Source organism: Burkholderia latens (genome assembly GCF_001718795.1).
Lineage (GTDB): Bacteria > Pseudomonadota > Gammaproteobacteria > Burkholderiales > Burkholderiaceae > Burkholderia > Burkholderia latens_A.
Window position 1 is genome coordinate 805,064 of the sequence record NZ_CP013437.1, and the last position, 26,706, is coordinate 831,769.

At 69.2% G+C, this 26,706-nt stretch carries 22 protein-coding genes; 9 read left to right on the top strand and 13 right to left on the bottom strand.

Annotation, left to right across the window (positions count from 1 at the left end):
- Nucleotides 1-100 precede the first annotated feature (100 nt).
- From WK25_RS19115 to WK25_RS19135, 5 genes are all read left to right on the top strand, one after another.
- Nucleotides 101-1,597, top strand: a complete 1,497-nt coding sequence (locus WK25_RS19115) for a sensor histidine kinase (protein WP_069242378.1) — start codon at nucleotides 101-103, stop codon at nucleotides 1,595-1,597.
- Complete coding sequence (locus WK25_RS19120; RefSeq protein WP_069242379.1) at nucleotides 1,582-2,949, top strand: sigma-54-dependent transcriptional regulator; 1,368 nt, start codon at nucleotides 1,582-1,584, stop codon at nucleotides 2,947-2,949. The genes WK25_RS19115 and WK25_RS19120 overlap by 16 nt, the downstream gene beginning before the upstream one ends.
- A gap of 254 nt (nucleotides 2,950-3,203) precedes the next feature.
- Nucleotides 3,204-3,749 carry an OB-fold nucleic acid binding domain-containing protein gene (locus WK25_RS19125; protein WP_038571905.1) on the top strand — a complete coding sequence of 182 codons (546 nt, stop codon included), beginning with the start codon at nucleotides 3,204-3,206 and terminating at the stop codon, nucleotides 3,747-3,749.
- A gap of 13 nt (nucleotides 3,750-3,762) precedes the next feature.
- Complete coding sequence (locus tag WK25_RS19130) at nucleotides 3,763-5,064, top strand: MFS transporter (protein WP_069242483.1); 1,302 nt, start codon at nucleotides 3,763-3,765, stop codon at nucleotides 5,062-5,064.
- Nucleotides 5,065-5,106: 42 nt separating this feature from the next.
- Nucleotides 5,107-6,351, top strand: a complete 1,245-nt coding sequence (locus WK25_RS19135) for an arsenic transporter (protein WP_038571907.1) — start codon at nucleotides 5,107-5,109, stop codon at nucleotides 6,349-6,351.
- A 103-nt stretch (nucleotides 6,352-6,454) separates the two neighbouring features.
- On the opposite strand, the gene WK25_RS19140 is transcribed toward WK25_RS19135, so the two are convergent.
- Entirely contained in the window at nucleotides 6,455-7,357 is a 903-nt protein-coding gene (locus tag WK25_RS19140) for a LysR family transcriptional regulator (RefSeq protein ID WP_069242380.1), read from the bottom strand.
- 100 nt (nucleotides 7,358-7,457) lie between these two features.
- Here WK25_RS19140 and WK25_RS19145 point away from each other — a divergent pair, with 100 nt between their 5' ends.
- A complete protein-coding gene (locus WK25_RS19145) occupies nucleotides 7,458-8,333 on the top strand; it encodes an aldo/keto reductase family oxidoreductase (protein ID WP_069242381.1) in 876 nt (291 codons plus the stop codon).
- Between the two features lie 54 nt (nucleotides 8,334-8,387).
- On the opposite strand, the gene WK25_RS19150 is transcribed toward WK25_RS19145, so the two are convergent.
- Nucleotides 8,388-8,786 (bottom strand): cupin domain-containing protein, encoded by a 399-nt coding sequence (locus tag WK25_RS19150; RefSeq protein ID WP_038571919.1) that lies wholly within the window; start codon nucleotides 8,784-8,786, stop codon nucleotides 8,388-8,390.
- Between the two features lie 139 nt (nucleotides 8,787-8,925).
- Nucleotides 8,926-9,789: an SDR family oxidoreductase gene (locus tag WK25_RS19155; protein ID WP_069242382.1), complete on the bottom strand. Its 864-nt coding sequence runs from the start codon at nucleotides 9,787-9,789 to the stop codon at nucleotides 8,926-8,928.
- A gap of 110 nt (nucleotides 9,790-9,899) precedes the next feature.
- On the opposite strand from WK25_RS19155, the gene WK25_RS19160 reads away from it, so the two are divergent.
- Nucleotides 9,900-10,799 (top strand): LysR family transcriptional regulator, encoded by a 900-nt coding sequence (locus tag WK25_RS19160; protein WP_069242383.1) that lies wholly within the window; start codon nucleotides 9,900-9,902, stop codon nucleotides 10,797-10,799.
- A gap of 41 nt (nucleotides 10,800-10,840) precedes the next feature.
- Here WK25_RS19160 and WK25_RS31775 read toward each other — a convergent pair whose 3' ends face one another.
- The 10 genes from WK25_RS31775 to WK25_RS19205 all read right to left on the bottom strand — a co-directional run bounded on the left by WK25_RS31775 (nucleotide 10,841) and on the right by WK25_RS19205 (nucleotide 23,414).
- Entirely contained in the window at nucleotides 10,841-11,011 is a 171-nt protein-coding gene (locus WK25_RS31775; RefSeq protein ID WP_167432658.1) for a hypothetical protein, read from the bottom strand.
- 60 nt (nucleotides 11,012-11,071) lie between these two features.
- Complete coding sequence (locus WK25_RS19165; protein ID WP_069242384.1) at nucleotides 11,072-11,983, bottom strand: DUF72 domain-containing protein; 912 nt, start codon at nucleotides 11,981-11,983, stop codon at nucleotides 11,072-11,074.
- 302 nt (nucleotides 11,984-12,285) lie between these two features.
- On the bottom strand, nucleotides 12,286-14,244 hold the full coding sequence (locus tag WK25_RS19170; RefSeq protein WP_069242385.1) for a phosphatase PAP2 family protein: 1,959 nt from the start codon (nucleotides 14,242-14,244) through the stop codon (nucleotides 12,286-12,288).
- A 199-nt stretch (nucleotides 14,245-14,443) separates the two neighbouring features.
- Nucleotides 14,444-16,042, bottom strand: a complete 1,599-nt coding sequence (locus WK25_RS19175) for a methyl-accepting chemotaxis protein (RefSeq protein WP_069242386.1) — start codon at nucleotides 16,040-16,042, stop codon at nucleotides 14,444-14,446.
- 127 nt (nucleotides 16,043-16,169) lie between these two features.
- Nucleotides 16,170-17,696, bottom strand: a complete 1,527-nt coding sequence (locus WK25_RS19180; protein ID WP_059545531.1) for a GGDEF domain-containing protein — start codon at nucleotides 17,694-17,696, stop codon at nucleotides 16,170-16,172.
- 205 nt (nucleotides 17,697-17,901) lie between these two features.
- On the bottom strand, nucleotides 17,902-19,374 hold the full coding sequence (locus tag WK25_RS19185) for an NAD-dependent succinate-semialdehyde dehydrogenase (protein WP_069242387.1): 1,473 nt from the start codon (nucleotides 19,372-19,374) through the stop codon (nucleotides 17,902-17,904).
- A gap of 103 nt (nucleotides 19,375-19,477) precedes the next feature.
- Nucleotides 19,478-19,969, bottom strand: coding sequence for an Lrp/AsnC family transcriptional regulator (locus WK25_RS19190; RefSeq protein WP_006749694.1), 492 nt, complete (start codon nucleotides 19,967-19,969; stop codon nucleotides 19,478-19,480).
- Nucleotides 19,970-20,054: 85 nt separating this feature from the next.
- Nucleotides 20,055-21,455 carry an aspartate aminotransferase family protein gene (locus WK25_RS19195; RefSeq protein WP_069242388.1) on the bottom strand — a complete coding sequence of 467 codons (1,401 nt, stop codon included), beginning with the start codon at nucleotides 21,453-21,455 and terminating at the stop codon, nucleotides 20,055-20,057.
- A gap of 159 nt (nucleotides 21,456-21,614) precedes the next feature.
- A complete protein-coding gene (locus tag WK25_RS19200) occupies nucleotides 21,615-22,541 on the bottom strand; it encodes a 2-hydroxyacid dehydrogenase (protein WP_038571939.1) in 927 nt (308 codons plus the stop codon).
- Nucleotides 22,542-22,553: 12 nt separating this feature from the next.
- Entirely contained in the window at nucleotides 22,554-23,414 is an 861-nt protein-coding gene (locus tag WK25_RS19205) for a GNAT family N-acetyltransferase (RefSeq protein ID WP_059545523.1), read from the bottom strand.
- A gap of 454 nt (nucleotides 23,415-23,868) precedes the next feature.
- Here WK25_RS19205 and WK25_RS19215 point away from each other — a divergent pair, with 454 nt between their 5' ends.
- Both WK25_RS19215 and WK25_RS19220 read left to right on the top strand, forming a co-directional pair.
- Nucleotides 23,869-24,537, top strand: a complete 669-nt coding sequence (locus tag WK25_RS19215; protein WP_069242390.1) for a haloacid dehalogenase type II — start codon at nucleotides 23,869-23,871, stop codon at nucleotides 24,535-24,537.
- A 198-nt stretch (nucleotides 24,538-24,735) separates the two neighbouring features.
- Complete coding sequence (locus WK25_RS19220) at nucleotides 24,736-26,274, top strand: methyl-accepting chemotaxis protein (RefSeq protein WP_069242391.1); 1,539 nt, start codon at nucleotides 24,736-24,738, stop codon at nucleotides 26,272-26,274.
- The last annotated feature ends 432 nt before the right edge of the window (nucleotides 26,275-26,706 follow it).

Sequence of the window (26,706 nt, forward strand, 5' to 3'; positions counted from 1 at the left end):
TGATAGCTGCGGCACGCACCGCGCATCGGTGCCGCCGCCGTAGCTGGGTGCGGCGCATGCGTTGCGCTATCCTGTCGCGATCGACAATTCACCCGACGCCATGAAGCGCCCGTCGTTCTCCACCCAACTCGTGATGTTGTGGGCACTCGTTGCCGCATTGTGCGCGACGCTGGTCGCGCTCGTGTGGATCGTGGCCCGTTCCGCCGAGAGTGAACAGATCGCCGGCGCGCGCGCGCAGGGCGCGGCCGCATGCGAGGCGGTCGCGGCCCGCTATGCGGGCTCGGTGCAGCCGTCCGCCCGGCGACCCGATCCCGAGCCGATGCACGCGATCCTCGACATCGTGCTCGCGCACGCGCCGGACGTCGAAGGCGGCTTCTGGACGCGCGACGGTGCCGGCGGCGATGGCCGTTTTCTCGCCTATGCATTTCCAACCTATCAGGGCAGCGGCATCAAGCGCGACGTGCCGGAAGCGGAAACGCCGCTGATCGTTCGCACGCTGGGCGCGGCGGCCGCTACGCGCGCCACTGCGACGAACGTCGTCGAAGGCGCGCAGGATGCGGTCGTGGCGGTTGCGTGTCCGGTGCCGGCGGGGCCGGATCTGTTCGTCTGGATGCTGACCCGCGCGCATCCGCCGCTCGGCCGGCATGGCGAACTGCTCGCGACGGGGCTCGCGGCGGTGCTCGCGGTGCTTCTCGCGATCGCCGCGGCGCTCGCGTTCGCGTTGCGCCGCTGGAAGCGCAATCTCGGCCGCGTCGAGGCGGCACTGTCGCCGGCGGCGCGCGCCGCGCACCTGCCGCGTGTCGGCGAGCCGGATCTGGACCGGATCATCGACGCGTTCAACGCGCATGCGCGGCAAGCCGAGCGATTGCAGCAGCAGGCCGGCGAACTGGCCGCGCGGCTCGCGCAGGCCGAGCGCTTCGGCATGCTCGGCAAGCTCGCCGCGCAGCTCGCGCATGAGATTCGCAACCCGATGGGCGCGATGCGGCTGAAGGCCGAGAATGCGCTCGTCGCCGACTGCGGCCGCCAGCAGGACGCGCTGCGCGTCATCCTCGCGCAGATCGCCCGGATCGACACGCAGCTGTCGGGGCTGCTCGCGCTCACGCAGCCGGTGAGCCCGCACATCGCGCGCGTCGATCTCGATGCATGGCTGCCGGCGGTCGTCGACGCACACCGCGAGCTCGCGCAGCGCCAGTCGGTCGCGCTCGCATGCAAGCCCGACGGGCGCGGCGAGCGGTTCGCGCCGCCGTCCGACAACCCGGCGTTCGATCCCGACCAGATGCGCCGCGCGCTCGACAACCTGCTGCTCAATGCGCTGCGCCATGCGGGCGACGGCGGCGCGGTGTCGGTCACGGCCGTGCGCACGACGGCCGATGCAGGCGCGACGCTGCGGTTCACGGTGTCCGATACGGGCCCGGGCGTGCCCGATGCGCAACGCGAGCGGATCTTCGAGCCGTTCGTGACGGGCCGCGCGGACGGCACGGGCCTGGGCCTCGCAGTCGTGCGCGAAGTGGCGGCCGCGCACGGCGGCCGCGCGTGGCTCGATGCGACGCCGGGCGGCGCTTCTTTCGTGATCGAGATTCCATGGCAACCATCCTGATCGTCGACGACGACGCCGCGTTTCGCGACGGCCTTGCGGAAACGCTGCACGATCTCGGTCATCGCGTGGTCGAGGCCGCATCGGGGCGCGCCGCGCTTTCGATGCTGCGCGACGACCGCCGTATCGATTGCGTGTTCCTCGATTTCCGCCTGCCGGACCTCGACGGCCTCGCGGTGCTCGCGCAATGGCGTGACGACGCCGCACTCGCCGCGATTCCGGTCGTGATGCTGACCGCGCATGCGACCAGCGACAACACGATCGACGCGATGCGCGCCGGCGCGTTCGACCATCTGACGAAGCCGGTCGGGCGCCGCGACATCGTGCAAGTGCTCGAGCGCATCGTGTCCGCACATGCGCCGCGCGCCGACGGCGACGCGGACACAGGTGCGTTTGCCGGCGAGCGCGCGTCGGATCGCCCGCGCTTGCTCGGTGTCAGCGCCGCGATCCGCGACGTGCAGAAACAGCTGGGGCGCGCCGCGACGAGCGATGCAACGGTGCTTGTCACCGGCGAAACCGGCACCGGCAAGGAAGTGGCCGCGCGCGTGCTGCACGCGGCGTCGGCACGGCATGCCGGGCCGTTCGTGGCCGTGAACTGCGCGGCCATTCCGGCCGAGTTGCTCGAAAGCGAATTGTTCGGACATCGCCGCGGCGCGTTCACGGGCGCGCAGGCGGATCGCACGGGACGGCTCGTCGAGGCCGACGGCGGCACGCTGTTTCTCGACGAGATCGGCGACATGCCCGCCGCAATGCAGGCGAAGCTGCTGCGCGCGTTGCAGGAGCGCGAGGTGACGCCGCTCGGCGCGGACCGCCCGACGCCGGTCGACATTCGCGTAGTGGCCGCGACGCACCGCGATCTTGCCGCGGCCGTTGCGAGCGGCACGTTTCGCGAAGACCTGTTCTACCGGCTGAACGTCATCCCGCTGCACCTGCCGCCGCTTGCCGAGCGCGTGGCCGACATCCTTCCGCTCGCCGCGCACTTTCTCGAACGCGCGGCCGGTGCACGCCCGCTGCATCTGACGAACGATGCGCAGCGCGCGCTGCTCGGCCACCGCTGGCCCGGCAACGTGCGCGAACTGCGCAACGTGATGGAGCGCGTTGCGGCGCTCGCACCCGGACCTGCGATCACCGCGGCCGATCTCGCGCTCGGTGCCGCGCCCGCGGATGCCGCGCTTCCCGCGTTCCTGTTCGACCTGCCGCTGCCCGATGCGCTGGCGGCGGTCGAGCGGGCGGCGATCCTGCGCGCGCTCGAGCGCGCGAACGGCAATCGGGCCGAAGCCGCACGCCAACTCGGCATCGGCCGCCAGTCGCTGTATGCGCGCATGGCCAACCTCGGGATCGCGCGCGACGACTGAGCGGGGCGCCGGGTGTCGGATTTTCCGACACAGGCTGCGCGCATCTGTCGGCCTGTCCGACACCCGCTCGGCGGCGGCCCGACGCGGGGCGCCGCCGCACGGGCGCGCGTGCGGTGGCACGGGGTTTGCAAATAGCGTGTACCGCAACCCGTCGTCGCGGTGCGCTCACGCCGCGCGCTTGGCCGCCGCAATGTGCGTCCGCCTTCCGTCGATGCGCAACGCACGCGACGACATCCCGATGGAGGATTCACCTCATGCACTGGATCGATCCGGCGTGCCTGCCCGAAACGCGCGGCCGCGTTACCCAATTCCTGATCAATCCGCACGGCGAAGTCGACGGGCTGATCCTGAACGGCGACCTGCAGGTTCACGTGCCGCCGCATCTCGGCCGCGAACTCGTGCGGCACGTCGCGTGCGGCGATCGCATCCGCGTGCGCGGCATCAAGCCGCGCGGTGCCGACATGATCGCGGCCGTACAACTGACCGGTCGCGACGGCGCGGACATCGTCGATACCGGGCCGGCTCACGAGCCGCGTCCGCTGCCACGCGCGGGCCGCGAACCGATGGACGTTCGCGGCGAGGTCGCATTTGCGCTGCATGGACCGAAAGGCGAGTGCAACGGCGCGCTGCTGACCGATGGCATCGCGGTGCGCATGCCGCCGCACGCGGCTGCCGAACTCGCCGACTATCTGCGTCCCGGCACGCACGTGCAGGTATGGGGCGATGCGATCGTTACGCCGCACGGTACGACGATCGACGCCACCGACATCGCCGAACTCGTCGATGCGCCGGCCGCGTGAGTGCGCAACGGCGATGAGACCGGCGCGCGCGCTCGAAGCGCTCAACTTCTTCCTCGCCGACGTGCAGGCCGGGATCGGCCCGTTCGCGGGCGTCATCTTGTTGTCCCGCGGCTGGAGCGCGGACGCAATCGGCTCCGTGATGACGCTCGCGGGCCTGGCGGCGATGGCGGCGACGCCGTTGGCCGGCGCGCTGGTCGATGCGCTGCGCGCGAAGCGCACGCTGATCGTCGGCGCGACGGCTGCAACCGCGTTCGCAACCGTGATGCTGCGTTTCGCCGACGGCTACCCGGCGGTAGCGGCCTCGCAGGTCGTCGCCGCCGTCTGCGGCGCGGCGCTTGCACCGGCGGTCGCGGGCGTGACGCTCGGCATCGTGCGCACGCACGGCTTCGATCGGCAGTTCGGCCGCAATCAAATGGCCAACCACGCAGGCAACGTCGCCGGCGCGGCGCTCGCTGGCTGGCTCGGCTGGCATGCGGGATTCGATGCGTTATTTGCGCTCGTGGCGGTATTCGCGGTGCTTGCGATCGGGAGCGCTTGCGCGATTCCCGCGCGCGCGATCGACCATGCGTGCGCGCGCGGTCTTGCCGGGCACGAGCAGGATGGCGCGGGCCGCGCCCCGCGCGCCGGGAACGATCCGGGCCGAGATCGGGCGAATGACGCTGCGGGACCGAGCGCCGGCGCGTGGCGCACGCTCGCGGCGAACCGGCCGCTGCTGCTGCTCGGCGTGTCGCTCGCGCTGTTTCATCTCGGCAATGCGGCGATGCTGCCGCTGTACGGTATGGGCGTAGTCGCCGCGCACCGCAGCGATCCGAGCGCGTTTACCGCGCAGACCATCGTGATCGCGCAATGCGTGATGATCGCGGCAGCATGGTGCGCGCCGCGGCTGATTCGCGATCACGGATACTGGCGCGTGCTGCTGCTGTCGTATCTGGTGCTGCCGGTGCGCGGCGTGCTCGCGGCCATGCTGATGAGCGAGGCGGGTGTGTGGCCGGTGCAGTTGCTCGACGGCATCGGTGCCGGTCTGCAAAGCGTCGTCGTACCGGCGCTCGTCGTGCGGCTGCTCGACGGCTCGGGGCGCGTGAATGCCGGACAGGGCGCGGTCGCCACCGCGCAAGGCATCGGCGCGGCGCTGAGCCCGGTGCTCGGCGGCGTGCTCGCGCAGCATTACGGCTATCCGGCGGCCTTCGTCGTGCTGGGCGCGGTGTCGACGGGTTCGGTCGCATTGTGGCTCGGTCACGCGCGCTCGTTGCGCGACGCGTGCGGCAAGCCGCCGCGCGGCGGCGCGCCGGGCGATTTGCCGGCCGCATCGCGATGAAGCGCGCGCCGGTTCGTTCCCGATATCCGCGGTGCCGATGCGATGAATAGCGCCCCGTTTGCGTGGCTGATTTCTGCGCTGGCCACCGCCGGCGTGATCGTGCGCCCGTTCGGCTGGCCCGAGGCGATCTGGGCCGTGGCTGGCGCGGTGCTGCTGGTCGGTCTCGGCTTGTTGCCGGTGCATGCCGCGCTCGCCGCCGTTGCGAAAGGCGGCGACGTGTACCTGTTCCTCACCGGGATGATGCTGCTGTCCGAGGTCGCGCGTCGCGAAGGGCTGTTCGACTGGATTGCCGCGCATGTCGTGAATCGCGCACGCGGTTCGCCGCGGCGGCTGTTTGCACTCGTCTATCTGGTCGGGACCGTCACGACCGTGTTCCTGTCGAATGACGCGACCGCCGTCGTGCTGACCCCGGCCGTGTTCGCGGCCGCGCGCCGCGCGAAGACAGACCCGCTGCCGCTGCTGTACATCTGCGCGTTCGTCGCCAACGCGGCGAGCTTCGTGCTGCCGATCTCGAATCCCGCGAACCTCGTGTTGTACGGCGCGCACATGCCCGCGCTCGGCACGTGGCTCGCACGTTTCGCGCTGCCGTCCGTTGCGTCGGTCGCGTGTACGTACGCGATGCTGCGCGCGACGCAGCGGCACGCGCTGCACGGCCGCTGCGCGACCGGTCTGCCGGTGCCGCCGCTCGCCGCGGGCGGTCGCATCGCGCTGGCCGGCATCGCCGCGACGGCCGCCGCGCTGATGGGCGTGTCGCTGCTCGACCGGCCGCTCGGGTTGCCGACCGCGGTGGCTGGCGTCGTCACCGCAGCGTGCGTGCTGTGGCGCGATCGCGCCGCGTGCGGGCCGATGCTGCGTGCGATCTCGTGGAGCGTACTGCCGCTCGTGGCCGGCCTGTTCGTCCTGGTCGACGCGCTCGATCGTACCGGCGCGGTGCATGCGCTGGCCGACACGTTGCGCGCGCTGACGGCGGCCGGCGCGGCACGTGCGGCGGCGGCGTCGGGCGTCGCCGTCGCCCTTGGGTCGAACCTGGTCAACAACCTGCCTGCCGGGCTCCTCGCGAGCGCGACCGTCGGTGTCGCGCACAGCCCGCAGCCGGTGATCGACGCGCTGCTGATCGGCGTCGATCTCGGGCCGAACCTGTCCGTCACCGGATCGCTCGCAACGATCCTGTGGCTCGCGGCCATCCGCCGGGAAGGGCAACAGGTCAGCGCGGCGAAATTCGCCGCGATCGGCGTATGCGTGATGCTGCCCGCGCTTGCGGCGGCGCTTGCGGTACGGCTTGCGTAAAGAGTGACCGGACACGAAGCACGACGTTCCAACGCATGCGGGCGGCACGGGCCGGTGACGGCCGCCGTGGCGCGGCTAGCGGAAATCGATCGCCGGCCGCCCGCTACCCCGCATCCGCCTTGATGAAATCCACGAACGCGCGCAGCGGAGCCGGCACGAAGCGCCGCCCCGGATAGTACAGATACGGGCCCGGGAACGGCCGCCACCAGCCGTCGAGCACGGGTTCGAGCGCACCGCTCGCCAGGTGCGGGCGCAGCCAGTCTTCGTACAGGTGCACGATGCCGAGCCCCGCACAGGCGGCGTCCACCGCGAGATCGACGGCGCCGCCGATCTGCACGACGAGCGGCCCGGCCGGCTCCACGCGCACGACTTCGCCGTCGCGTTCGTACTCCCACGCCGGCATCGCGCCGCTCGCGAAGCGGCCGCGCAGGCACGCGTGATCGAGCAGGTCGCGCGGATGGGCCGGGCGCCCGCGACGGTCGAGATAGGCGGGTGCTGCGGCAGTCGCGAAGCGTTGCAAACGCGGGCCGATCGGCACGGCGATCATGTCCTGCTCGAGGCGCTCGTCGTAGCGGATCCCGGCGTCGCAGCCGGCGGCGAGGATATCGACGAAGCTCTCGTCCGCGATGACCTCGACGCGGATCTCCGGATACGCATCGAGAAAACGCGGAACGATCGACGGCAGCACGAGCCGCGCGGCGCTCATCGGGACATTCAGCTTCAGCGTGCCGACCGGTTTCTCGCGGAACGTGTTGACCACGTCGAGCGCCGCCTCCACCTCGACGAGCGCCGGCGTGAGCCGCGCAAGCAGGCGCGCGCCGGCTTCGGTCGGCGACACGCTGCGCGTCGTGCGGTGCAGCAGCCGCACGCCGAGCTGCGCCTCGAGCCGGCGTACGGCTTCGCTGAGCCCCGACGCACTCGCGCCGGCCACGCGTGCGCCCTCGCGGAAGCCCTTCGCGCGGGCCACCGCCACGAACGCATTCAGATCGCCGAGATCGACTTGCATTGTTCGCCTTTTCGTACAGGTTGTGCACATTATTGCCGGTTATCGCGCAGCGCGACACGGCGTAACCTGCGATTCATTCATTCGATCCAGGAGTCACGCCATGTCACCCATCGTTCAATCCGGCACCTTTTCCATTGCAGGCCGCCGCGTGCATCGCGTCGGTTATGGCGCGATGCAGCTGGCCGGTCCCGGCGTATTCGGGCCGCCGAGAGACCGCGCCGCGGCGCTCGCCGTGCTGCGCGAAGCCGTGGAATCGGGCGTCGACCATATCGACACCAGCGATTTCTACGGTCCGCACGTGACGAACCGGCTGATTCGCGAAGCGCTGCATCCGTATCGCGACGACCTGCTGATCGTGACCAAGATCGGTGCGAAGCGCGGCGACGACGGTTCGTGGCTGCCCGCGTTCTCCGCCGACGCGCTGGCCGCCGCCGTGCACGACAACCTGCGCAACCTCGGCCTCGACGTGCTCGAGGTCGTCAACCTGCGGATCATGTTCGACGTGCACGGTCCGGCCGAGGGCTCGATCGAGGCGCCGCTGACGGCGCTGGCCGAACTGCAGCGGCAGGGGCTCGTGCGGCACATCGGGCTGAGCAACGTGACGGCCGCGCAGATCGCCGAAGGCCGGCGAATCTGCGACATCGTCTGCGTGCAGAACCATTACAACCTCGCGCACCGCGACGACGATCGCCTGATCGATGCGCTCGCACGCGACGGCATCGCTTACGTACCGTACTTTCCGCTCGGCGGTTTCAGTCCGTTGCAATCGTCGACGCTCGATGCCGTCGCCGCGCGGGTCGGCGCGACGCCGATGCAGACCGCGCTCGCGTGGCTGCTGCGCCGCGCGCCGAATATCCTGCTGATTCCGGGCACGTCGTCGGTCGCGCATCTGCGCGAGAATCTGGCGGCGGGGGCGCTGGTGCTGCCGGATGACGCCGTGCGCGAGCTGGATGGTGTCGCGGCGGCCGGCCGTTGATCGCGCCGGCGAACGGCGGATTCCACCGCCGCGCTCGCCGGCGCGATGCACGCTTCAGCGAGCCTGACCCAACTGCTCGTCGATCGACCGCGTGAGCGGCGACTGCACGTCGCCGGTGTGTTTGGTCTGAACGGGCTCGATCAGCACGATCCAGCATTCGTCGTCGGCCACCGGATTGTGCTGCGTGCCGCGCGGCACGACATGCATCGAGCCGGCAGGCAAGTCCACGACGCGGCCGCCTTCGTACTCGATCTTCAGATGCCCGCGCACGACGAAGAACAGCTCGTCTTCGTGCGCATGGTCGTGCCACACGAGCTGGCCGCGAACCTTCGCGACCTTCACGTACTGATCGTTGACCTGCGCAACGATCTTCGGCGACCAGTAGTCCGAAACATCGGCGAATGCGGATTCGAGGTCGAACGATTCGGCAAACGGAACGGCGGGAAGGGGCATTTCGTCTCCAGATCCAGTGTTGCGCATGCGGGAGCGACACCGGCGCGAAGCCGGCCGTCGACACGCGGGGAACGCCGATTATAGGCGCGCCGCCATGACGCTGCATGACGGCGCGGCGCGGCGCGGCGCGGCGCAGTGCTCAGCGCGCCAGCGCGACCGCGAAGTCGCGGTACGTGCGCAGCGGGCGGCCGAGGATCGCGGTCAGCCGTTCGACGTCGCCGGCCTGAGCCGCCATCCCGTCGCTGACGTAGCGTTCGGCCATCAGCCGCATCTCGTATGCCATCCACTTCGGCATGAAGCCCGCGAGGTTGTTCTCGAACGCGGCCGGATCGTCGCCGCCGTATGCGACCGGCCGGCCCAGCACGTCGGACCAGATCGACGCCAGTTGCGGACCGGTCAGCGTGTCGGGGCCGACCAGATTGATCGTCTGGACCGGCAGCTTGCCCGGCGCGTCGTTGCGGCGGATCAACTCGAAGGCGGCGACTTCCGCGATGTCGCGCACGTCGACCATCGCGACGCCCTTGCTGCCGATCGGCATCGGATACACGCCGTGGCCGACGATCGCGTCCTTGACCATCCGATCGTTTTCCATGAAATACGCGGGCCGCAGGATCGTCGCACTGAAACCCATCTGTTCGATCATCCGCTCCGCGCCGGATTTCACCGCGAAGTGCGGCACGTTCACGAAGCGGTCGGCGTGCAGCACCGACAGATAGACGACGCGCTCGATACCCGCATCGCGGGCGAGATTCAGCGCGATCAGCGCCTGCGTGAACTCGTCGCCTGCGACGCCGTTGAGCAGGAACAGCGTGCGCACGCCGGCGAATGCGGTGCGCATCGCGTCGAGATCGAGCATGTCGCCCTGGACGACCGCGACCGCGGCCGGGAAATCGGCCTTCGACGGATCGCGCACGAGCACGCGCACGTCGGCGCCGCGCTCGACGAGTTGATGGACGACCTGGCGGCCGACACGGCCGGTCGCACCGGTAACGAGGATGGTCATGATGTTCACTCCTGGGGTTACGGTTGAGTTGACTGCCCAGGTAAGTTAAGTGATCCACACATGATCCGGAAGGTATGGTAAATAGACGAGGTGTCTCATTGGTGGAACGCATGGACCTGCTCGCTCTCGCCGATTTCAATCTCGTCGCCCGTCACGGCAGTTTCGGTGAAGCCGCCCGCGCGGCCGGTCGCCCTAAGGCGACGCTGTCGCGCCGCGTGACGGAACTCGAGAACAGCCTCGCGTTGCGTTTGTTCGAACGCGGGTCGCGCGGCGTGACGCTCACGCAGGAAGGGCGCGCGCTGTACGAGCGCACGGGCGCGCTGCTCACCGAGCTGGCCGACAGCGCGTCGGCGATCGCGTCGGGCGGCGAGCGCCCGCGCGGGCGGCTGCGCATCAGCGCGCCGACGCTGTTTTCCCAGCTGGCGATGGGCAGGCTCGTGGCGACGTTCGTCGCCAAATATCCGGACGTGCGCCCGGACGTTACGACGGAAGACCGCCCGGTCGACATGATCGACGAAGGTTACGACCTGGTGATCCGCGTGAACCCCGACCCGGACGAAAGCCTGATCGGCCGCGTGCTGCTGCGCGACCGGCTCGTCGTCGTCGCGGCGCCTGCGCTGATGCGACCGGCCGGCGATGCGGCCGTACCGGCCATCGTCCGCGGCGGGGACGACGGCCGCGATGCGTGGGACGTCGTCGGCCCGACCGGCAGGGCGCGCATCCGGTTCGAGCCGGTCGTACGGCTGTCGTCGCTGCTTATCGTGCGCGATACGGTCAGGCTCGGCGTCGGCGCCGCTTGCCTGCCCGTGTCGCTCGTGAGCCACGAGCTCGCGGCGGGCACGCTCGTCAGCTGGGGCGACGTGCCGGGGCCGGAAATCGCGCTGTGGGCGCTTTATCCGTCGAGGCGGTTGTTGAGCGCGCGCGTTTCCGCGTTTCTCGAGCACCTGAAGGACGCGTTTCCGGCCGGCACGCCGGAAGACCTCGCCGCATACATCGGACCGGCGTGCTGAACCGGCGCCGCGGCGCTCCGACCGCGGCGGCGACGCGGACGCTACGTCCGGTCGCGATGGCGTGCGCGGGTCGCGCCCGTGATCACCGCGACGCCGAACAGAATGACGGCGACGATCTCGATGATGTGCTGCGATACGTGCAGCGTCATCAATCCCCACGCGACGCCGGCGATGAAAATGATCCAGCCGAGCAGGTAGATGAGCAGGGTCATCGTTGTTCTCCTTGTGGTTGGCGGTTCGTCGGGCGGGCTGCCGCCGCGCGGCATGCCGTTTCATCCGGCCGCTGCCGCATGCGCATGCAGGCCGAGGCGTTCCATCAGACGCTGCGCGTCGAACGGTGCGTTCGTTTTCGCGTCGTTGTCGAAGTAGCAGTACACGTCGCGCGAGCGCGCACGCGGCGGCGACAGGTCCGGCGCCGCGAGATGCGCATCGCCGGGCTGTTCGCCGCGGCGCCACGACTCGATCCTGCGCGCCCATTGCTCGAGCGCCGCGTCCGAGTATTCGCCGGAATACTTCGTTTCGGTGCCGTGCAGCCGCATGTAGACGAAGTCGGCGCTCAGGTCCTCGAACTGCGGCCAGGGTTCGGTCGAATCGGAGACGACGAGCGCGACCTTGTGGCGTCGCAGCAGCTTCACGAAGGCCGGATCGACGAAGCTCGCGTGGCGCACTTCGATCGCATGACGCAGCGGGCGCGTTTCATCGGTGCGCACATAAGGCGTCCTGACGCGGCGATCGTGCTGCTTCGCGAGCGCGCGCGCCGCCTCGGTATCGTGCGGCAACAGGCTCAGAAAATGCGCGATGTGCTCGGGGTCGAAGCGTAGCGACGGCGGAAATTGCCACAGGATCGGCCCGAGCTTGTCCTTCAGCGCGAGCAGCCCTTGCGCGAAGAAATTGGCGCAGGCGACTGTCGCCGCCTCATCGCGAAAGCGCAGCATGTGCGTGAGGTAGCGCGCACCTTTCACGCTGAACGTGAATCCGGGCGGCGTTTCGTCGTACCAGTGCCGCCAGCTGTCCAGCGATTGCAGGCTGTAATGCGTGCCGTTGATCTCGATCGTCTGCATCCGGTGCGACGCGTACTGCAGCTCGGCGGCCTGCTTCAGCCCTTTCGGATAGAAGGTGCCGCGCCAGCCGTCGTAGCGCCAGCCCGAGATGCCGATGTGAATGTCGCCTGAAGTGCTCGTCACGTCGTTGCCCGCCGGGTCCGTTGAATCCCGATGCGGGGAGCAATGCGCGTACCTGCGTACGGAACGCGTTTTGCGTAGGTTGGATCGCGCCTTTCCGGGCGGCGAGAGCGGGGCAACCGTCAGGCGCTTCCCTCAAGCGCGCGCCGCGCACGGGCTCGCCACGACTTTACGCGGCCCGTGTAACCGGCGGAGGCCGCCGCCATTCTGCAACGCAGCGGGCTCGATCCGCGTTGACGGTGGCGCGCGCGCCGCATGCCGGCGGAGGTTCGACGTGAACCGTCGAACCTTGAGCCTCGCCGCCGTTACGACGCCGACAACGTGACCGACACGCCGGTCGCCGTATAAACCGGCGTTGCCTTGAACCCGTCGACCGTCACCGTCGAGAACTTCGCCGCCGAGGCAGCGCCGTCGATCAGCGCGATCGTGTCGCCGGCCTTCGGCGCATAGCCGTTCACGAACTTCACGTGCAGCGTGCCGCCCGCGACGGTAAGCGGGCCGCCGACGCGCAGCCGTCCGCCGCCGTGGCCGTCGATGTCGAGTTCGAGCGTCGTGTTGTCGAGCTGCGTGTAGCGCGTCGCAACCGTCACCGGCGAGGCGGCCGCGATCCGTACGCTGCCGCCGGCGCCCACATAGACGTCGCCATTGCCGAATGCACTCGCCGACGCGGCAGCGAGCGTGCCGCCGCTCACCTGCGCGCCCCCGGTATAGCTGTTGTTGCCGGCGAGCGTGAGCGTGCCGGTGCCTTGCAGCGTCAGCTTGCCGGCGCCGGCGATATCGTTGCGCCACAGATCGGCCGCATTGAATCCGCCCTGCGATGCGTCCATCGACACGACGACGTTGCCGTTGAACACGCCGTAACCGTCGGCCGCGGCGAACAGGTTCAGCCGGCCCCAGCCCTCCGCATCGTCCATCACCGGATAGCCGGACGGCATTTCGGTGGTCTTCAGCACGACCCGCCGCTGGTCAGCGCTCAGATACGGAAAGCGCGTCTGCAGCAGGATTTCCGCGCCTTTCGGCACCACGGGCGGCGCGTCGGTCGATTCGATCGCGCCGAAGCCGAACGTCATGCGGCGCAGGAACGCGGCCTTGTTCGCGGTGTAATCGGCGAACCGGTCGGTTGCCGTCGTGCCCGAGTGCGCGAACGCGGCGAACGTCGTGCCGGTCGTGCCCGTGAGCTGCTGCAGCGTCTGATGAGCCTGTGCATACGCGGCCTGCGCATCGTTCACATACGCGGTCAGGTTCGCCGCGCTGATCGCGAGCGCGAGCATCCGGCCGCCGATCACGTCGAGCGGCGAGTGCATGCCGGCGAGGATCCGGTTCTCGCCGAGTTCGAGGCCGCGGCCGACCATCTCCTGGAAGCGCTCGGGCACGAGCCACGCCATCGTCATTGCGTCGCGCACCGCTTCGGACGTGTGACCGCTGATGAAGCCGCCGTCGGTGGCGGGCGTCGTGCTTTCGGCGGGCACGAGCGTCGGCGCGACGACGACGCTCGTGCTCCAGCGGTACGGCCGTGCATACTTGTAGAAGCGCTTCGCCGGCTCGGTCGATGCGTTGTTGCCCATCTCGTTGAGCAGATCGACGACCTTGCCGAAGCTTGCATTGGTGCTGCTGCCCACACCGACGTTGTTGCCGGAATCGTTGTACAGCACGGTGGTCGCATCGGCCGGAATGCTCGTGATGCTGGTCGTTTGCTGGGCCGCGGTGCGCCATGCGTCGGTGAGCGGCCCCATGCCGTCGGTCACGCTGTAGCCCTTGCCGCGCCGGTCGTCGAAGTACGCGGCCTCGGCTTGCTGCGGCGTGCGTGCGGCCGTCGCGTCGATCACGTACTGTACGTTGGCGCCCAGTACCGTCGCGTTCAGGATCGTGCCGCACGGCGTGCCGCTGCCGGGCAGGCCCGAGCAGGTCGACGCGACGATCGCCGGGAATGCGCCGTTGGCCGGCGCGTTCACGCCCGCATCGACGAGCATCGTCGACGGTTGCCACAGGTCGAGAAAACGGCTCACCACACGCACCGCCGCGTTGGTCGACAGCGTCGCGTAGCGCGCATCGCCGCGCTGGTTGGTCGCGATGTTGTCGACGAACGCGGGCACGCTCGGCACCGGCGCGCTATCGACGAAGCCGGGGTCGGCCGGCGGCGCCGGCATCGCCGCGCTGGTCGCGGCGGGCGATACGACGTCGTCGCCGCCGCCGCAGGCAGCAAGAACGATCGCACTCGACAGCGCTGCGACGTGCAGCGGGAAACGGCTTCGTGACGCGAACATGCAAAACTCCATCCTCGGGGTGAAAGATGGCGGATTGTCGTGTGCGATCGTGACGCAGCCGTTAAGGATTTGTTGCGGGCCGCGGTCGGCGGGCCAAAATTCTCACTATTTGGTGAATTCGTGATGCTGAACGTTTGCGGCCGGATCGATCCGGCTGCACCAGCCGCAACGGCCGCAACGGCGGCACGGAGGCGGGCGGCTATGCGCCCGCACTGCGCGCGTCGAGCCGGAACAGGCCCACCGCTTCGGCGAGCCGGTTTCCCTGTTCCTCGAGCGATCGGGACGCGGCGGCGGCCTCTTCGACGAGCGCCGCGTTTTGTTGCGTTACCTCGTCCATTTGCGTGATGGCCAGGTTGACCTGCTCGATGCCGCGGCTTTGCTCGTTCGATGCGGACGCGATCTCGCCCATGATGTCCGTGACCCGCGCGACAGCCTGCGTCACCTGGACCATCGTTTCCCCCGCGCGGCCCGCGAGATGCGAGCCGTCCGCGATCTTCTGCACCGACTGCGAGATCAGTTCGCGAATTTCCTTCGCAGCGCTCGACGAGCGCTGCGCGAGACTTCTGACCTCGCTCGCGACGACCGCGAAGCCGCGCCCTTGCTCGCCTGCACGGGCAGCCTCGACGGCCGCGTTGAGCGCGAGGATGTTGGTCTGGAACGCGATGCCTTCGATGATCCCGGTGATGTCGGCGATCTTGGCGGAGCTCGAGCTGATGTCCGTCATCGTGTCGACCATCGAACCGACGGCCGCGCTGCCGCGCCGCGCGACTTCCGACGCGTCGTTGGCCAACGCGCTCGCCTGCTGCGCGTTGTCGGCGTTCAGCCGCACGGTGGACGTCAACTGCTCCATGCTCGACGCGGTCTCCTGCAGCGATGCGGCCTGCTGCTCGGTGCGCGACGACAGGTCGAGATTGCCGGACGCGATTTCGCTCGCGCCCGTCGCGACGTTGCTCGATGCGGCACGGACCTGCGAGATTAACCGCACGAGGTTTGCCTGCATTTCCCGCATCGATGCGAGTACGCTGCCGCTCGGCGCGGCGCCGCCGGTCGATTCGCCCGCGAGGTCGCCGGCCGCGATCCGGCGCGCGATGTCGCTGAGCGCGGCGGGCTCCGTTCCAAGCGAGCGGATCACGCCGCGTGCGATGACGAGCCCGGCCACGATCGCGCCTGCCGCCGCGGCGACGCAGATCAGCACCAGCAGCAGGCGCTGTGCCGCATAGCGCTCGGCCGACTCGGTCACCAGCTGCGCGGCCCGCGCACGCGTGTACGCCGTATAGGCGTCGGTCGCGGCGACGAGCTTGGCCAGCAGCGGCCGGCACTGTTCGTTGATCATCGTGATTGCCTGATCGCGCCGATTGTTCGCCGCGGCATCGACGATCGCGCGAGCGACAGGACCGTAGCTCGCCTCGATCGTGTCGATTTGTCCAACGAATTCGCGGGCCTTGTCGGTTGCGTCGGTTTGGGCGCCGGCTCCGACGCCGACGGCGAGCCGCAGCTGCGCGAGCACTGCACCGACGTCGCGGTCCGCCTGCAGCGCCGCAGCCTTTTCGAGTTCGACGTCTTGCGGTGAGGTCGCGAGCACGATGTTGCGCGCGGCAATCGCGCGCCGGTCTACCGCGACATGCACCTGATCGGCGAGCGTCGCACGAGCGTTGATGCCGTGCACGTAGTTGGAGAACGTCGCGTTCACGCGGCTGAGCGCCACGATGCCGAGCAGCGATACGAGCAGGACGACACAGGTCAGAAATCCGAACGCGAACATCAGCTTCGCGCGAATCGTGAACGGTTTGTTACGCATCTGGCAATCCTTCGATGTAAATATTGGCTAGCTTTCCTGATTATCCAGACGGTACATTAAGGATTTGCGGCTGTGAATCTCCCAATCGTTTGCGCGCCGCGCGGGCGTCCGTGAACGGCCCGAGCCGCTACGAACGCGCCGTTTGACCGAGCGCTTGCGCTTCCGCCCGGCACACGCGATTTCTGCCCTGGCGCTTCGCCGCATAGAGTGCGAGGTCGGCCTGATGCGACAGCGCGTGCACCGAACGCGGGTGCCCGCGATGCCCGGTCGCGCAGCCGATGCTGACCGTGAACGGCGGAATCGTCGCATCGAAGCCGACGAGCCGGTTCTGTTCGACCGCGCGGCGGACGGCCTCCGCGACTTCCGCGGCACCGTTCTCGTCGGTATCGGGCAGCACCGCGACGAATTCCTCGCCGCCGTAGCGTGCGGCGATGTCGCCGCGCCGCCGCACGTTCGTGCGAATGCATTCTGCGAGAAAGCGCAGCGCGGTGTCGCCTTGCGCATGGCCGTAGCGGTCGTTGTACTGCTTGAAGTGATCGGCGTCGATGAACAGCACCGACAGGCTGCCGCCGCTGCCGCGCTGCAGCCGCTCCCATTCGTCGGCGAGCGCCGCATCGAGCGAGCGGCGATTGTGCAGGCCCGTCAGCGGATCGGTGCGCGTGAGGTCGGTGAGCAGCGCCTGCTTGCGCAGGTTGTCGCGCAGCGCGAACGCGAGCAGCCACACGACCGCGCAGAAGAGCGCGCCGATCACGGACGCCGATACGCCGACCGTCCACGACAGGCGCGTGATGCCGGCCAGCACGTCGCGCTCGGCCGGCGCGACGACGGCGATCAGCGGCGTGCCCGGCACGCGCTGGTACGTGTACAGCCGCACGATGCCGTCGATACTCGAGCGCGCCGCATAGAAGCCCGATTCGCGGCTCACCATCCGCTCGAACGACTTCGACCGGCGCAGCCGCACCATCTGGTGATCGCTCAGCGGCGGATTGCGCGCGAGGATCGTGCCGTCCGCGCGCACGATCGCGCTGACGCCATGCTGCCCGACGTTCAGTCGGGACAGCAGCCGGTCGAAATACGCGAGGTCGACCGCGACGACCGCGATCCCGTCGAACGTGTGATCCGGCCGCTCGATGCGCCGCGACAGCGCAATGGATTCCGTGCCACCGCGCGAACGTGCGCGATACGCTTCGGACACGTAGAGGCCGACGTTGTCCGCATCGCGATGGACCTTGAAGTAGTCGCGATCGCTGAAGTCCCAGTTGTGGGTCGTCCCGCAACAGCCGTCGATCAGTTGCCCGTACCGGTTCGTCACGCCCATGCCGGTCACGTATTGCGCGGCCGTGCGCTCGAACAGCACGTCATGACGCAGCCCTGCGTCCATGCGCACGACCGCGGGGTTGCCGAGATCGGCTGCGAGCGACACCAGCGCGTTGTTGGACGTTTCGACGGTGCGGCCGATCTCGCTGACCAGTACGGCCGCGACGTTGCGCGACGTCTCGTGTGCATGTTCGACGACTTCGCTGCGCGCGGCCCATAACGTTGCAGCGCTGATGCCGAGGGCGGCGAGCGACATCAGCGTACCGATCACGCCGACGATCAGGTGATGGCGCCCGGCCCAGTCGGCAACGTTCTCGATCGAAGTGAATGCAGGCATGCTCGCGCTCGTGCGGGAAGGCCGGCTGCAAGGGCAGCGGCGCGGGTCAAATCCGGGTTAACGGCAGGTACGCCCGGAAATCGAGGTCCGCACGCGACGCGAAGGCAGCGCGGATTCCGCAAACGTGTGCGGCACGGCGCCCGCTGCCGGCGCCGCGCCGTGCAGCGGGGCGACGCACCAGAATTGGGCGCGCCGGCGCGCCGCTTCAGTCGAGCCCGCCCTGGCACAGGTACTTGATCGACAGATAGTCGTCCAGGCCGTAGCGCGAGCCTTCGCGCCCGTAGCCCGACTCCTTCACACCGCCGAACGGCGCGGCCTCGCTCGCGAGCGCGCCTTCGTTGATCCCGACGATGCCGGTTTCGAGCCGCGCCGACACGCGCGCGATGCGCCGCACGTCCTGCGTGTAGAAGTACGCGGCGAGCCCGAACGGCGTGTCGTTCGCTGCGTCGACGGCTTCGTCCTCGGTGTCGAAGCGGAACAGCGCGGCGACCGGCCCGAACGTTTCCTCGCAGGTCAGCTGCATGTCGGCGGTCGCGTCGGCGAGCACGGTCGGCGCGTAGTAGTTCGGCCCGAGTTCGGGCAGGCGCGTGCCGCCCGTCAGCACGCGCGCACCGCGCTCGACCGCGTCGCCGACGTGCCGCGCGATCTTGTCCACCGCGCGCGCGTTGATCATCGGGCCGATCTGCGCGGCCGGGTCGGTTGCCGGCGCGACCTTCAGCGCGGCGACGCGCGCAGCGAGCTTCGCGGCGAACGGTTCGTAGACGCCGGCCTGCACGTACACGCGATTCGGCGATACGCACGTCTGCCCGCCGTTGCGGAACTTCGCGGCCATCAGTCCGTCGACGGCCGCATCGAGCTCCGCATCGTCGAACACGATGAACGGCGCATTGCCGCCGAGTTCGAGCGACAGCTTCTTCAGTGTCGTTGCCGACTCGCGCGCGAGCAGCTTGCCGACGGCCGTCGAGCCGGTGAACGTGATCTTGCGAACGCGGGCGTCGGCGAGCCAGTCGGCCGCGGCGTCGATCCCGCGTTCGCGCGACGCGGTAACCACGTTCAGCACACCGGCCGGCACGCCCGCTTCCTGCGCGAGAAACGCGAGTGCGAGCGCGGTCAGCGGCGTGTCTTCCGCAGGCTTCGCGACGACCGTGCAACCGGCCGCGAGGGCGGGCGCGATCTTGCGCGCGATCATCGCGAGCGGGAAATTCCACGGCGTGATCGCGGCGACGACGCCGATCGGCTCTTTCACCGCGCTGAGCCGCTTGCCGCGCTGCTGCTGCGGAATCAGGTCGCCGTACGTGCGCGTCGCTTCCTCCGCGAACCACTGCACGTACGACGCGCCGTATGCGACTTCGCCGCGCGCTTCGGCAAGCGGCTTGCCTTGTTCGCGCGACATCAGCTTCGCGAGATCGTCCGTGTGCGCGACGATCGACGCATGCCATGCGCGCAGGATCGCGGCTCGATCGCGCGCGGGCGTCGCGCGCCACGCGGGCAGCGCGCGCACGGCCGCATCGGTTGCCGCGCGCGCATCGGCGGCGTCGCTGTCCGGTGCATGCGCAACGATGTCGAGCGTCGCGGGATCGGTAACGGCGAAGCGGCGGCCGTCGAGTGCGTCGCGCCACGCGCCGTCGATCAGGTTGGCGCGGCGCAGGAGTTCGGTGCGGGTCAGCGTAAGCGGCATGGCAGTTCCTTGGATGAGCGATTCGGCGGCAACGGCGGCGCGGGCGCGCGAGCGCCCCGCGCGGACAGCGGGCTGCCGCGTTGCAGGGTGCCGCGCAGGTGCGTCAGTGACGTTCGCCGAACAGCGATTCGAGCGGATAGTGCCGTTTGACGAACGGCGACTTGATGATCACGTAACTGAAATACTTCTCGATGCCGATGTTCTGCTCGAGCAGCCCTTCGACGATCGTCTGGTAGTGGCTCACGCTGCGCGTGATGAACTTCAGCAGATAGTCGTAGCCGCCGCTCGCGAGGTGGCATTCGACGATCTCGTCGACGTTGCGGATCGCCGCGACGAAACGGTCGAAGTCCTCGCGACGATGGTCGGCCAGCGTGACTTCGGTGAACACGACCTGCACGTCGCCGAGCTTCTCCAGCTGGATGTGCGCGCCGTAGCCGCCGATGTAGCCGGCTTTCTCGAGCCGCTTCACGCGGATCAGGCACGGGCTGGGCGACAGCCCGACCGCATCGGCCAGTTCGACGTTGGTCATGCGGCCGCGCTTTTGCAACTGGGAGAGGATGCGCAGGTCGATGCGATCCAGCTTGCTGTCCGTCATGTTCACGTGAGTCGGAAAAAATGGAATGTCCGGTTACTTTAGAGTCGAACGATGGCCGCCACAAGCCCGGCTTTCCCTTGGCCCGTCAGGCTGCCTGCGCGTGCGCGGCGTCGAGCGCGCGCTGTACGCCCGCATCGGCGAGCACGTCGTCGAGCGTCTTGCGCACGCGTTCGAACATCAGATCGAACTCGCCGGCGGTGAAGCTCAGCGCCGGCGCGAAACCGAGCACGCCGTCGCCGAATGCGCGGAACACCACGCCGTTCGCGTACGCGGCCGCCGCGATCTTGTCGGGCACGTTCAGCGCCGGGTCGAAGCGCGTCTTGTGCGCCTTGTCGGCGACCAGTTCGAGTGCGCCGAGCAGGCCGACCGAACGCGCGTCGCCGACAAGCGGATGCGCGCGCAGCGCATCGAGCCCCGCGGAGAAGCGCGGCGCCAGCGCCTGGCCGTTCGCGAGCAGCCCGCCGTCGTGATAGAGCTTCAGCACTTCGAGGCCGATCGCCGCGCTGACCGGATGCGCGGAATAGGTATGGCCGTGGCCGATCACCGGCGAATCGGCGCGGTCGCCGGCGATCCCCTCGTAGATTTCATCGGACATCAGCACGGCGCCCATCGGCGCATAGCCGGCGGTCAGCCCCTTCGCGACGGTCATCAGGTCCGGATCGACCTGCTCGCGCTCGCACGCGAACAGCGGGCCCGTGCGGCCGAAGCCGGTGATCACCTCGTCGGCCACGAACAGGATCCCGAGCCGCCGGCACGCGTCGCGCATCGCCTTCAGCCAGCCGGCCGGCGGCACGATCACGCCGCCGGAACCCTGCACGGGTTCGCAGAAGAACGCGGCGACATTGTCCGCGCCGAGCTCGGCGACCTTTGCGTCGAGCGCGGCGACCGACGCGGCGATCAGCGCCTGCGGGTCGTCGCCGAGCGGATGGCGGTACGGGTACGGCGACGGGATATGGTGCTGGTCGGCGCGCGGCAGGTCGAAATGGCGGTGAAATGCGGGCAGCGCAGTGAGGCCCGCGCCGATCGACGACGAACCGTGATACCCGCGTTCGAGCGCGATCATCTGCTTTTTCGACGGGCGGCCGGTCGCATTGAAATAGTGCGTGATGAAGCGCACCGCGGAGTCGATCGCGTCGGAACCGCCCAGCGTGAAGTACACGCGATTCAGCGACGGCGGCGCAAGCGCCGCGAGCCGCTCGGCCAGTTCGATCGCGGGCTGCGAGCCGAAATGAAAATAGCCGGTCGCGTACGGCAGCTTCGCCATCTGGTCGGCCGCGGCCTTGACGATGCTGTCGCGGCCGTAGCCGACGTTCACGCACCACAGGCCGGAGAACGCATCGAGCAGCGTGTGACCGGCGGCGTCGCGCAGGAATACGCCGTGTGCGGATTCGAGCACGGTGACGCCGCGCGCCTCGTGCGCACGGTAATTGACGACGGGGTGGATCAGATGTTGACGATCGGCTTCGATCAGCTCGGCTCGGTTCATGGCAGGGGGACTCTCGTCGGGTGTCAGCGGTGAGTTCATGCTACCGGGCGGCCGCTGTGCATGCGTTTTCAATTTGCTGCCGGAAACGTACGGACGTGGCGTTTCGACGGGACGTTGCGGCATTTTCTGCTGCGCGCCCGGCCGGGCCGCGCGCGCACGTCAGTAGCCGCGCGTGCGGTCGACGACGCCCACCATCGGCTGCCCCGCGCGATGGCGTGCGAGGTTCGCGAGCACGGCGTCGACCGCGGTGTCGGGTCGCGTCGCGCTCGCGATGTGCGGCGTGATCCGGATGCGCGGATGCGTCCAGAACGGATGACCGGCGGGCAACGGTTCGGGGTCCGTCACGTCGAGGATCGCACTGTCGAGCCGGCCGCTCGCGAGCGCCGCGAGCAACGCGCCTTCGTCGAGCTGCGGGCCGCGTCCGACCTGGACCAGCGACGCGCCGGCCGGCAGCGCATCGAACACGCGCGCGCCGAGCAGCCCGCGCGTGCTGTCGGTGAGCGGCAGCAGGCAGATCAGGATGTCGGTGCGGGCGAGAAACGCGTCGAGGGCCGCGTCGCCCGCGTAGCAGTCGACGCCGTCGAGCGTGCGCGGCGTGCGGCTCCAGCCGGCGCACGGGAAGCCGAAGCGCCGCAGCATGTCGAGCACGGCCTGGCCGAGCGTGCCGAGACCGAGCACGCCCACGCGCCGCGACGCAGCCGCGCGTACCGGGTGCTCGCGCCAGCGTTGCGCGCGTTGCTGCCCCGCGTAGTCGAACAGGTCGCGATGGATCGTCAGCACGGCCTGCGTCACGTATTCGACCATGCCCTCGACGATGCCGGGCTCGATCATCCGCACGACCGGGATGTGCGGGGGCACGCGCGACAGGTCGAACTGGTCGATGCCGGCGCCGACCGAGAACACGACCTCGAGGTTGGGCAGCAGCGTGGCCGGATCGTCGGGCGGCTGCCATGCTGCGAGGTAGCGGACCGCTTCAGGATCGCCGACGTCCGGCCAGATCCGGAACGGCAGGTCGGGCGCCTGCAACGCGAAGCGCTGCGCCCATTGCGCGCCGCGCACCGGGTCGGCCTTGTAGAGAAAGCTCATCGTGCGCGCCGCTCAACCGAGTGCCTGGTTGACGATCGCGAACGTGCGCAGCGCCGGGTCGCCGGCGGGCGCCGTGCCGCGCGCCATCGCGACGACGGTGTCGACGCGCGGCAGCCCGAGCCCCTGCAGCCAGTCCGACAGCCCGCTGTCGCCCGGCACGTCGAGGCGCACGAACATTCCCTCGTGCAGCGCGAGCCAGTGGCTGATCAGCGCCTGCGCGCGCAGCGCGTCCGGTGCGACGACCGGGCCGATCACGTGGCCGCGGCCGAAGCGGCGGAACAGCGCGAAGCCGAGCAGTTCGCCGTCGCGATCGAGCGCGATCCCGTTCGCGACGTCGAGGAGCGCGTCGATCACGGCTCCGCGCCCGTAGCCGGCCGCGCGCGAGGCGAGCGCGGCGAGGCGCGGCCCGTCGTTGGTGCCGAGCGGGCGCAGCCGCTCGCCCGGGGCCAGCGAGATCAGCGGCGGCTGGAAGGCCGCGCCCTGGTGCTGGTCGATCGTGCCGATCGCGTCGAACCCGAATTTGACATACAGCGGCTCGCCGGATGGCGTCGCGTGCAGGAAAATCGTGCGCGCACCGAGGCTGTCGACGACGCGCGCGAGCAGCTCGCGGCCGATGCCGCGGCCCTGGCGCTCGGGCGACACGATGACCATGCCGAGCGACGCGTGTGCATCGTCGAAGCGCCAGCCGAGCGCGGTGCCGACGATTCCCGATTCGTCTTCGGCGACGAAGCCGCTGCCGAGCTGGAATGCGAAGCGCCAGTCGTCGAGCCGGTGCGGCCACTTGACCGCTTGCGACAGGCCATGTGCGGCGGCCAGATCGGTTTCGGCGAACGGGCGATAGGTAAGCGTGCTGGAAGAGTTGAGGTCGGACACGCCGGACTCCGGATGGGTAGGAACGATGCACTCACTCTGCCAGCGCAGTGGCGGCGCGGATAGGACGATTCGCCTGTTTTCAGGCCGCGGCCGCCACCCGCGCGCGTTCGACGCAAACCCGCTGGTTGGGCGCGCACGAACGCGCGGTTCGTGCCGTCACGGCCCGTCAATCCGACAGCGCCTGCTGTGCGAATGTCACTACGATGAAGTCACGGCATCGCCGTCGCTTGCCGGCGGGCGGCCCTGGCGCCGTGCAGCTCGGCGATGCGTGGCGGCCCGGCCGCGCCGGCGGGGTCGCGCCGCACATCGTGCTGCACACGCCGGGCAACTTGCGGCGATCGTGCGTTTTGAGCGGCGCCGAACGATGCGCGCACGGTTTTTTGCCCTGATTCAATTTCGTTGAACCCAGCCCGTCCCCGGCCCTGCCGGGGCTTCACACCGACAGGACGTCACCATGATCCAGTTTGAACCGAAGTTCATCACCTTCGACTGCTACGGCACGCTGACCCATTTCCGGATGGCCGAGACGGCGCGCGAAATCTATGCCGACCGGCTGTCGCCGGCGGCGATGGAGGCATTCGTCCGTGCGTTCGCTGCGTATCGGCTCGACGAGGTGCTAGGCGCATGGAAGCCGTACCGCGACGTCGTCGTCAACGCGGTCCGCCGCACCTGCGCGCGCATCGGCGTGACGTTCGACGAGGCCGAGGCCGAACGCTTCTATCACGCGGTGCCGACGTGGGGCCCGCACCCGGACGTGCCGGCCGGCCTGTCGCGGCTCGCGAAGAAGTACAAGCTGGTGATCCTGTCGAACGCAATGGACGACCAGATCATGAGCAACGTCGACAAGCTCGGCGCGCCGTTCCACGCCGTGTTTACCGCGCAGCAGGCGCAGTCGTACAAGCCGCGGATGCAGGGCTTCGAGTACATGTTCGACAAGCTCGGCTGCAAGCCCGAGGACGTGCTGCACGTGTCATCGAGCCTGCGCTACGACCTGATGACGGCCGAGGATCTCGGGATCAGGCACAAGGCGTTCGTCAATCGCGGCCACGAGCCGGGCACGCCGTTCTACAACTATTACGAAGTGTCGGACATCGGCCAGCTCGCGACGCAACTGGGGCTGTAAGCCGGCGGGGGCGCGTGCGCCGATCGTCGCGACCGGGCGCGGCCGCGATGCCGCCGGCGCCCGCCGCGACGCATCGCACGCGCCGTCACGCGTTCGATCAGCGCACGAAACGAGGGTAATTACCGATATTGAGCGGTTCAAGGCCCGGCGGCGCGGGCCGATATATGTACCGAACGGTTAATATCGAGAGGCCCTCGCATGAAGTTGTCCACGAAACTGCTGATGCTTGTCGCCGCGGCGCTGCTCGGCGTCGTCCTGCTCGCGGCGTTGTCGCTGCACACGCTGCGCGACGCGCTGATCGACAGCCGCCGCGAAGAGATCGTCATTCTGTTGACCAAGGCCGAGCATCTGGTCGATTCGTATCGCGCGCTGCAGGCGAGCGGCACGCTGACGCGCGAGCAGGCGCGGCAGCAGGCGAAGGCCGCGTTGTCGGCGCTTAACGCAAATTCGAAGAGCTACTTCTGGGTCACGACGTCCGACGGCGTCAACCTCGTGCATCCGAACGCGAAGTTCATCGGCACGCGTGCAAAGGGCAACCGCACGACCAGCGGCCTGACCGACAGCGAAGCGTACCGCGCGGGAATGGCGCAATCGCATTTCGCGCTGGTCGACGTGCTGATCAAGCGCAGCCCCGACGCGGACCTGGAGCCGAAGCTCCAGGGCGTGGTCGCGATTCCGGACTGGGACTGGTGGATCGGCACGGGATTCTTCTACGACGACATCAACGCTGCGTTTACGCGGCTCGCGATGGTGCTGGGCGCGATCACGCTCGTCATCGCGGTGGCGCTCGCGGCCATCGCATGGGGCGTGCTGCGCAGTGTGAGGCGCACGCTGGGCGGCGAACCCGCGCAGGCGGCGCAGATCGCGGCCCGCATTGCCGCCGGCGAGCTGGACGTGCAGTTCGATACGGCGCACGCCGCGCCCGGCAGCCTGCTCGTTGCGCTCGGAGACATGAAGGCGCGACTGACCGACACCATCGCCGACATCCAGACCACCACCCACTCGATCGCCACCGGCACCGGCGAGATCGCGCAAGGCAACCTCGATTTGTCGCAGCGCACGGAGCAGCAGGCCGCATCGTTGCAGGAAACGGCCGCGAGCATGGAACAGATCACGTCGACGGTCAAACAGAACGCGGACAACGCGCGCCAGGCGAATGCGCTCGTGACGCACGCGAAAGAGGCGACCGAACTCGGCGGCGCGGCGGTGCAGGAGGTCGTCGAAACGATGCGGCAGATTGCCGACGGATCGGTGCGGATCGCCGACATTACCGTCGTCATCGAGAGCATCGCGTTCCAGACCAACATTCTCGCGCTGAACGCCGCAGTCGAAGCCGCGCGAGCCGGCGAGGAAGGGCGCGGGTTCGCCGTCGTCGCGTCGGAGGTGCGTTCGCTCGCGCAGCGCAGCGCTGCCGCGGCGAAGGACATCAAGGGGCTGATCGAGGCGTCAGTCGAGCAAGTCGGCAGCGGCAGCCGGCTCGTCGAGACGGCCGGCGCGCGCATGACGGAGATCGTCCGGTCGATCGATCGCGTGGCCGACATCATGGGCGAGATTTCCGCGGCGTCGGCCGAGCAGAGCACCGGCATCGAACAGATCGGGCGTGCGGTTGCGCAGATGGACGAAGTCACGCAGCAGAACGCCGCGCTCGTCGAGCAGGCCGCGGCGGCTGCGTCGTCGCTGGACGAGCAGGCCGCGCGTCTGCGGGCCGCCGTGTCGGTGTTCCGGCTGGCCGCGTGACGGGCGCGTGCCGGCCGCTCGCGGCCGGCGCGTTCTTTCCTGCGCGGGCGGGGGGGCCGAGTGACGCGTCGGCGCGTCGGTGCGACGGTGCGACGGTGCGACGGCGACGGCGACGGCCGAGGCGTCGCACCGAATCGAGGCGCCTGGCGGTTGTCACACGCGGCGCACTATCGGCGGGCGGTATGGCCTGCACGCTGCCGGTTCCCGGTCTGACTCGCTGACCGGTTCGCCAACCGATTCCGGGCCCATTTCGGTCGCATCCCGAGTCGATCCCGGGCGCGATTCCCGAGCGACTCCTGGCTAGTCCCGAGCGATTTGCGAGACGTTTTCCGGAGCCGTTTTCCAGAGCCGTTTTCCAGAGCCGTTCCCCGAGCCGATTCCCGAGCCAATTCCCGAGCCAATTCCCGAGCCAATTCCCGAGCCGCTTCCCGC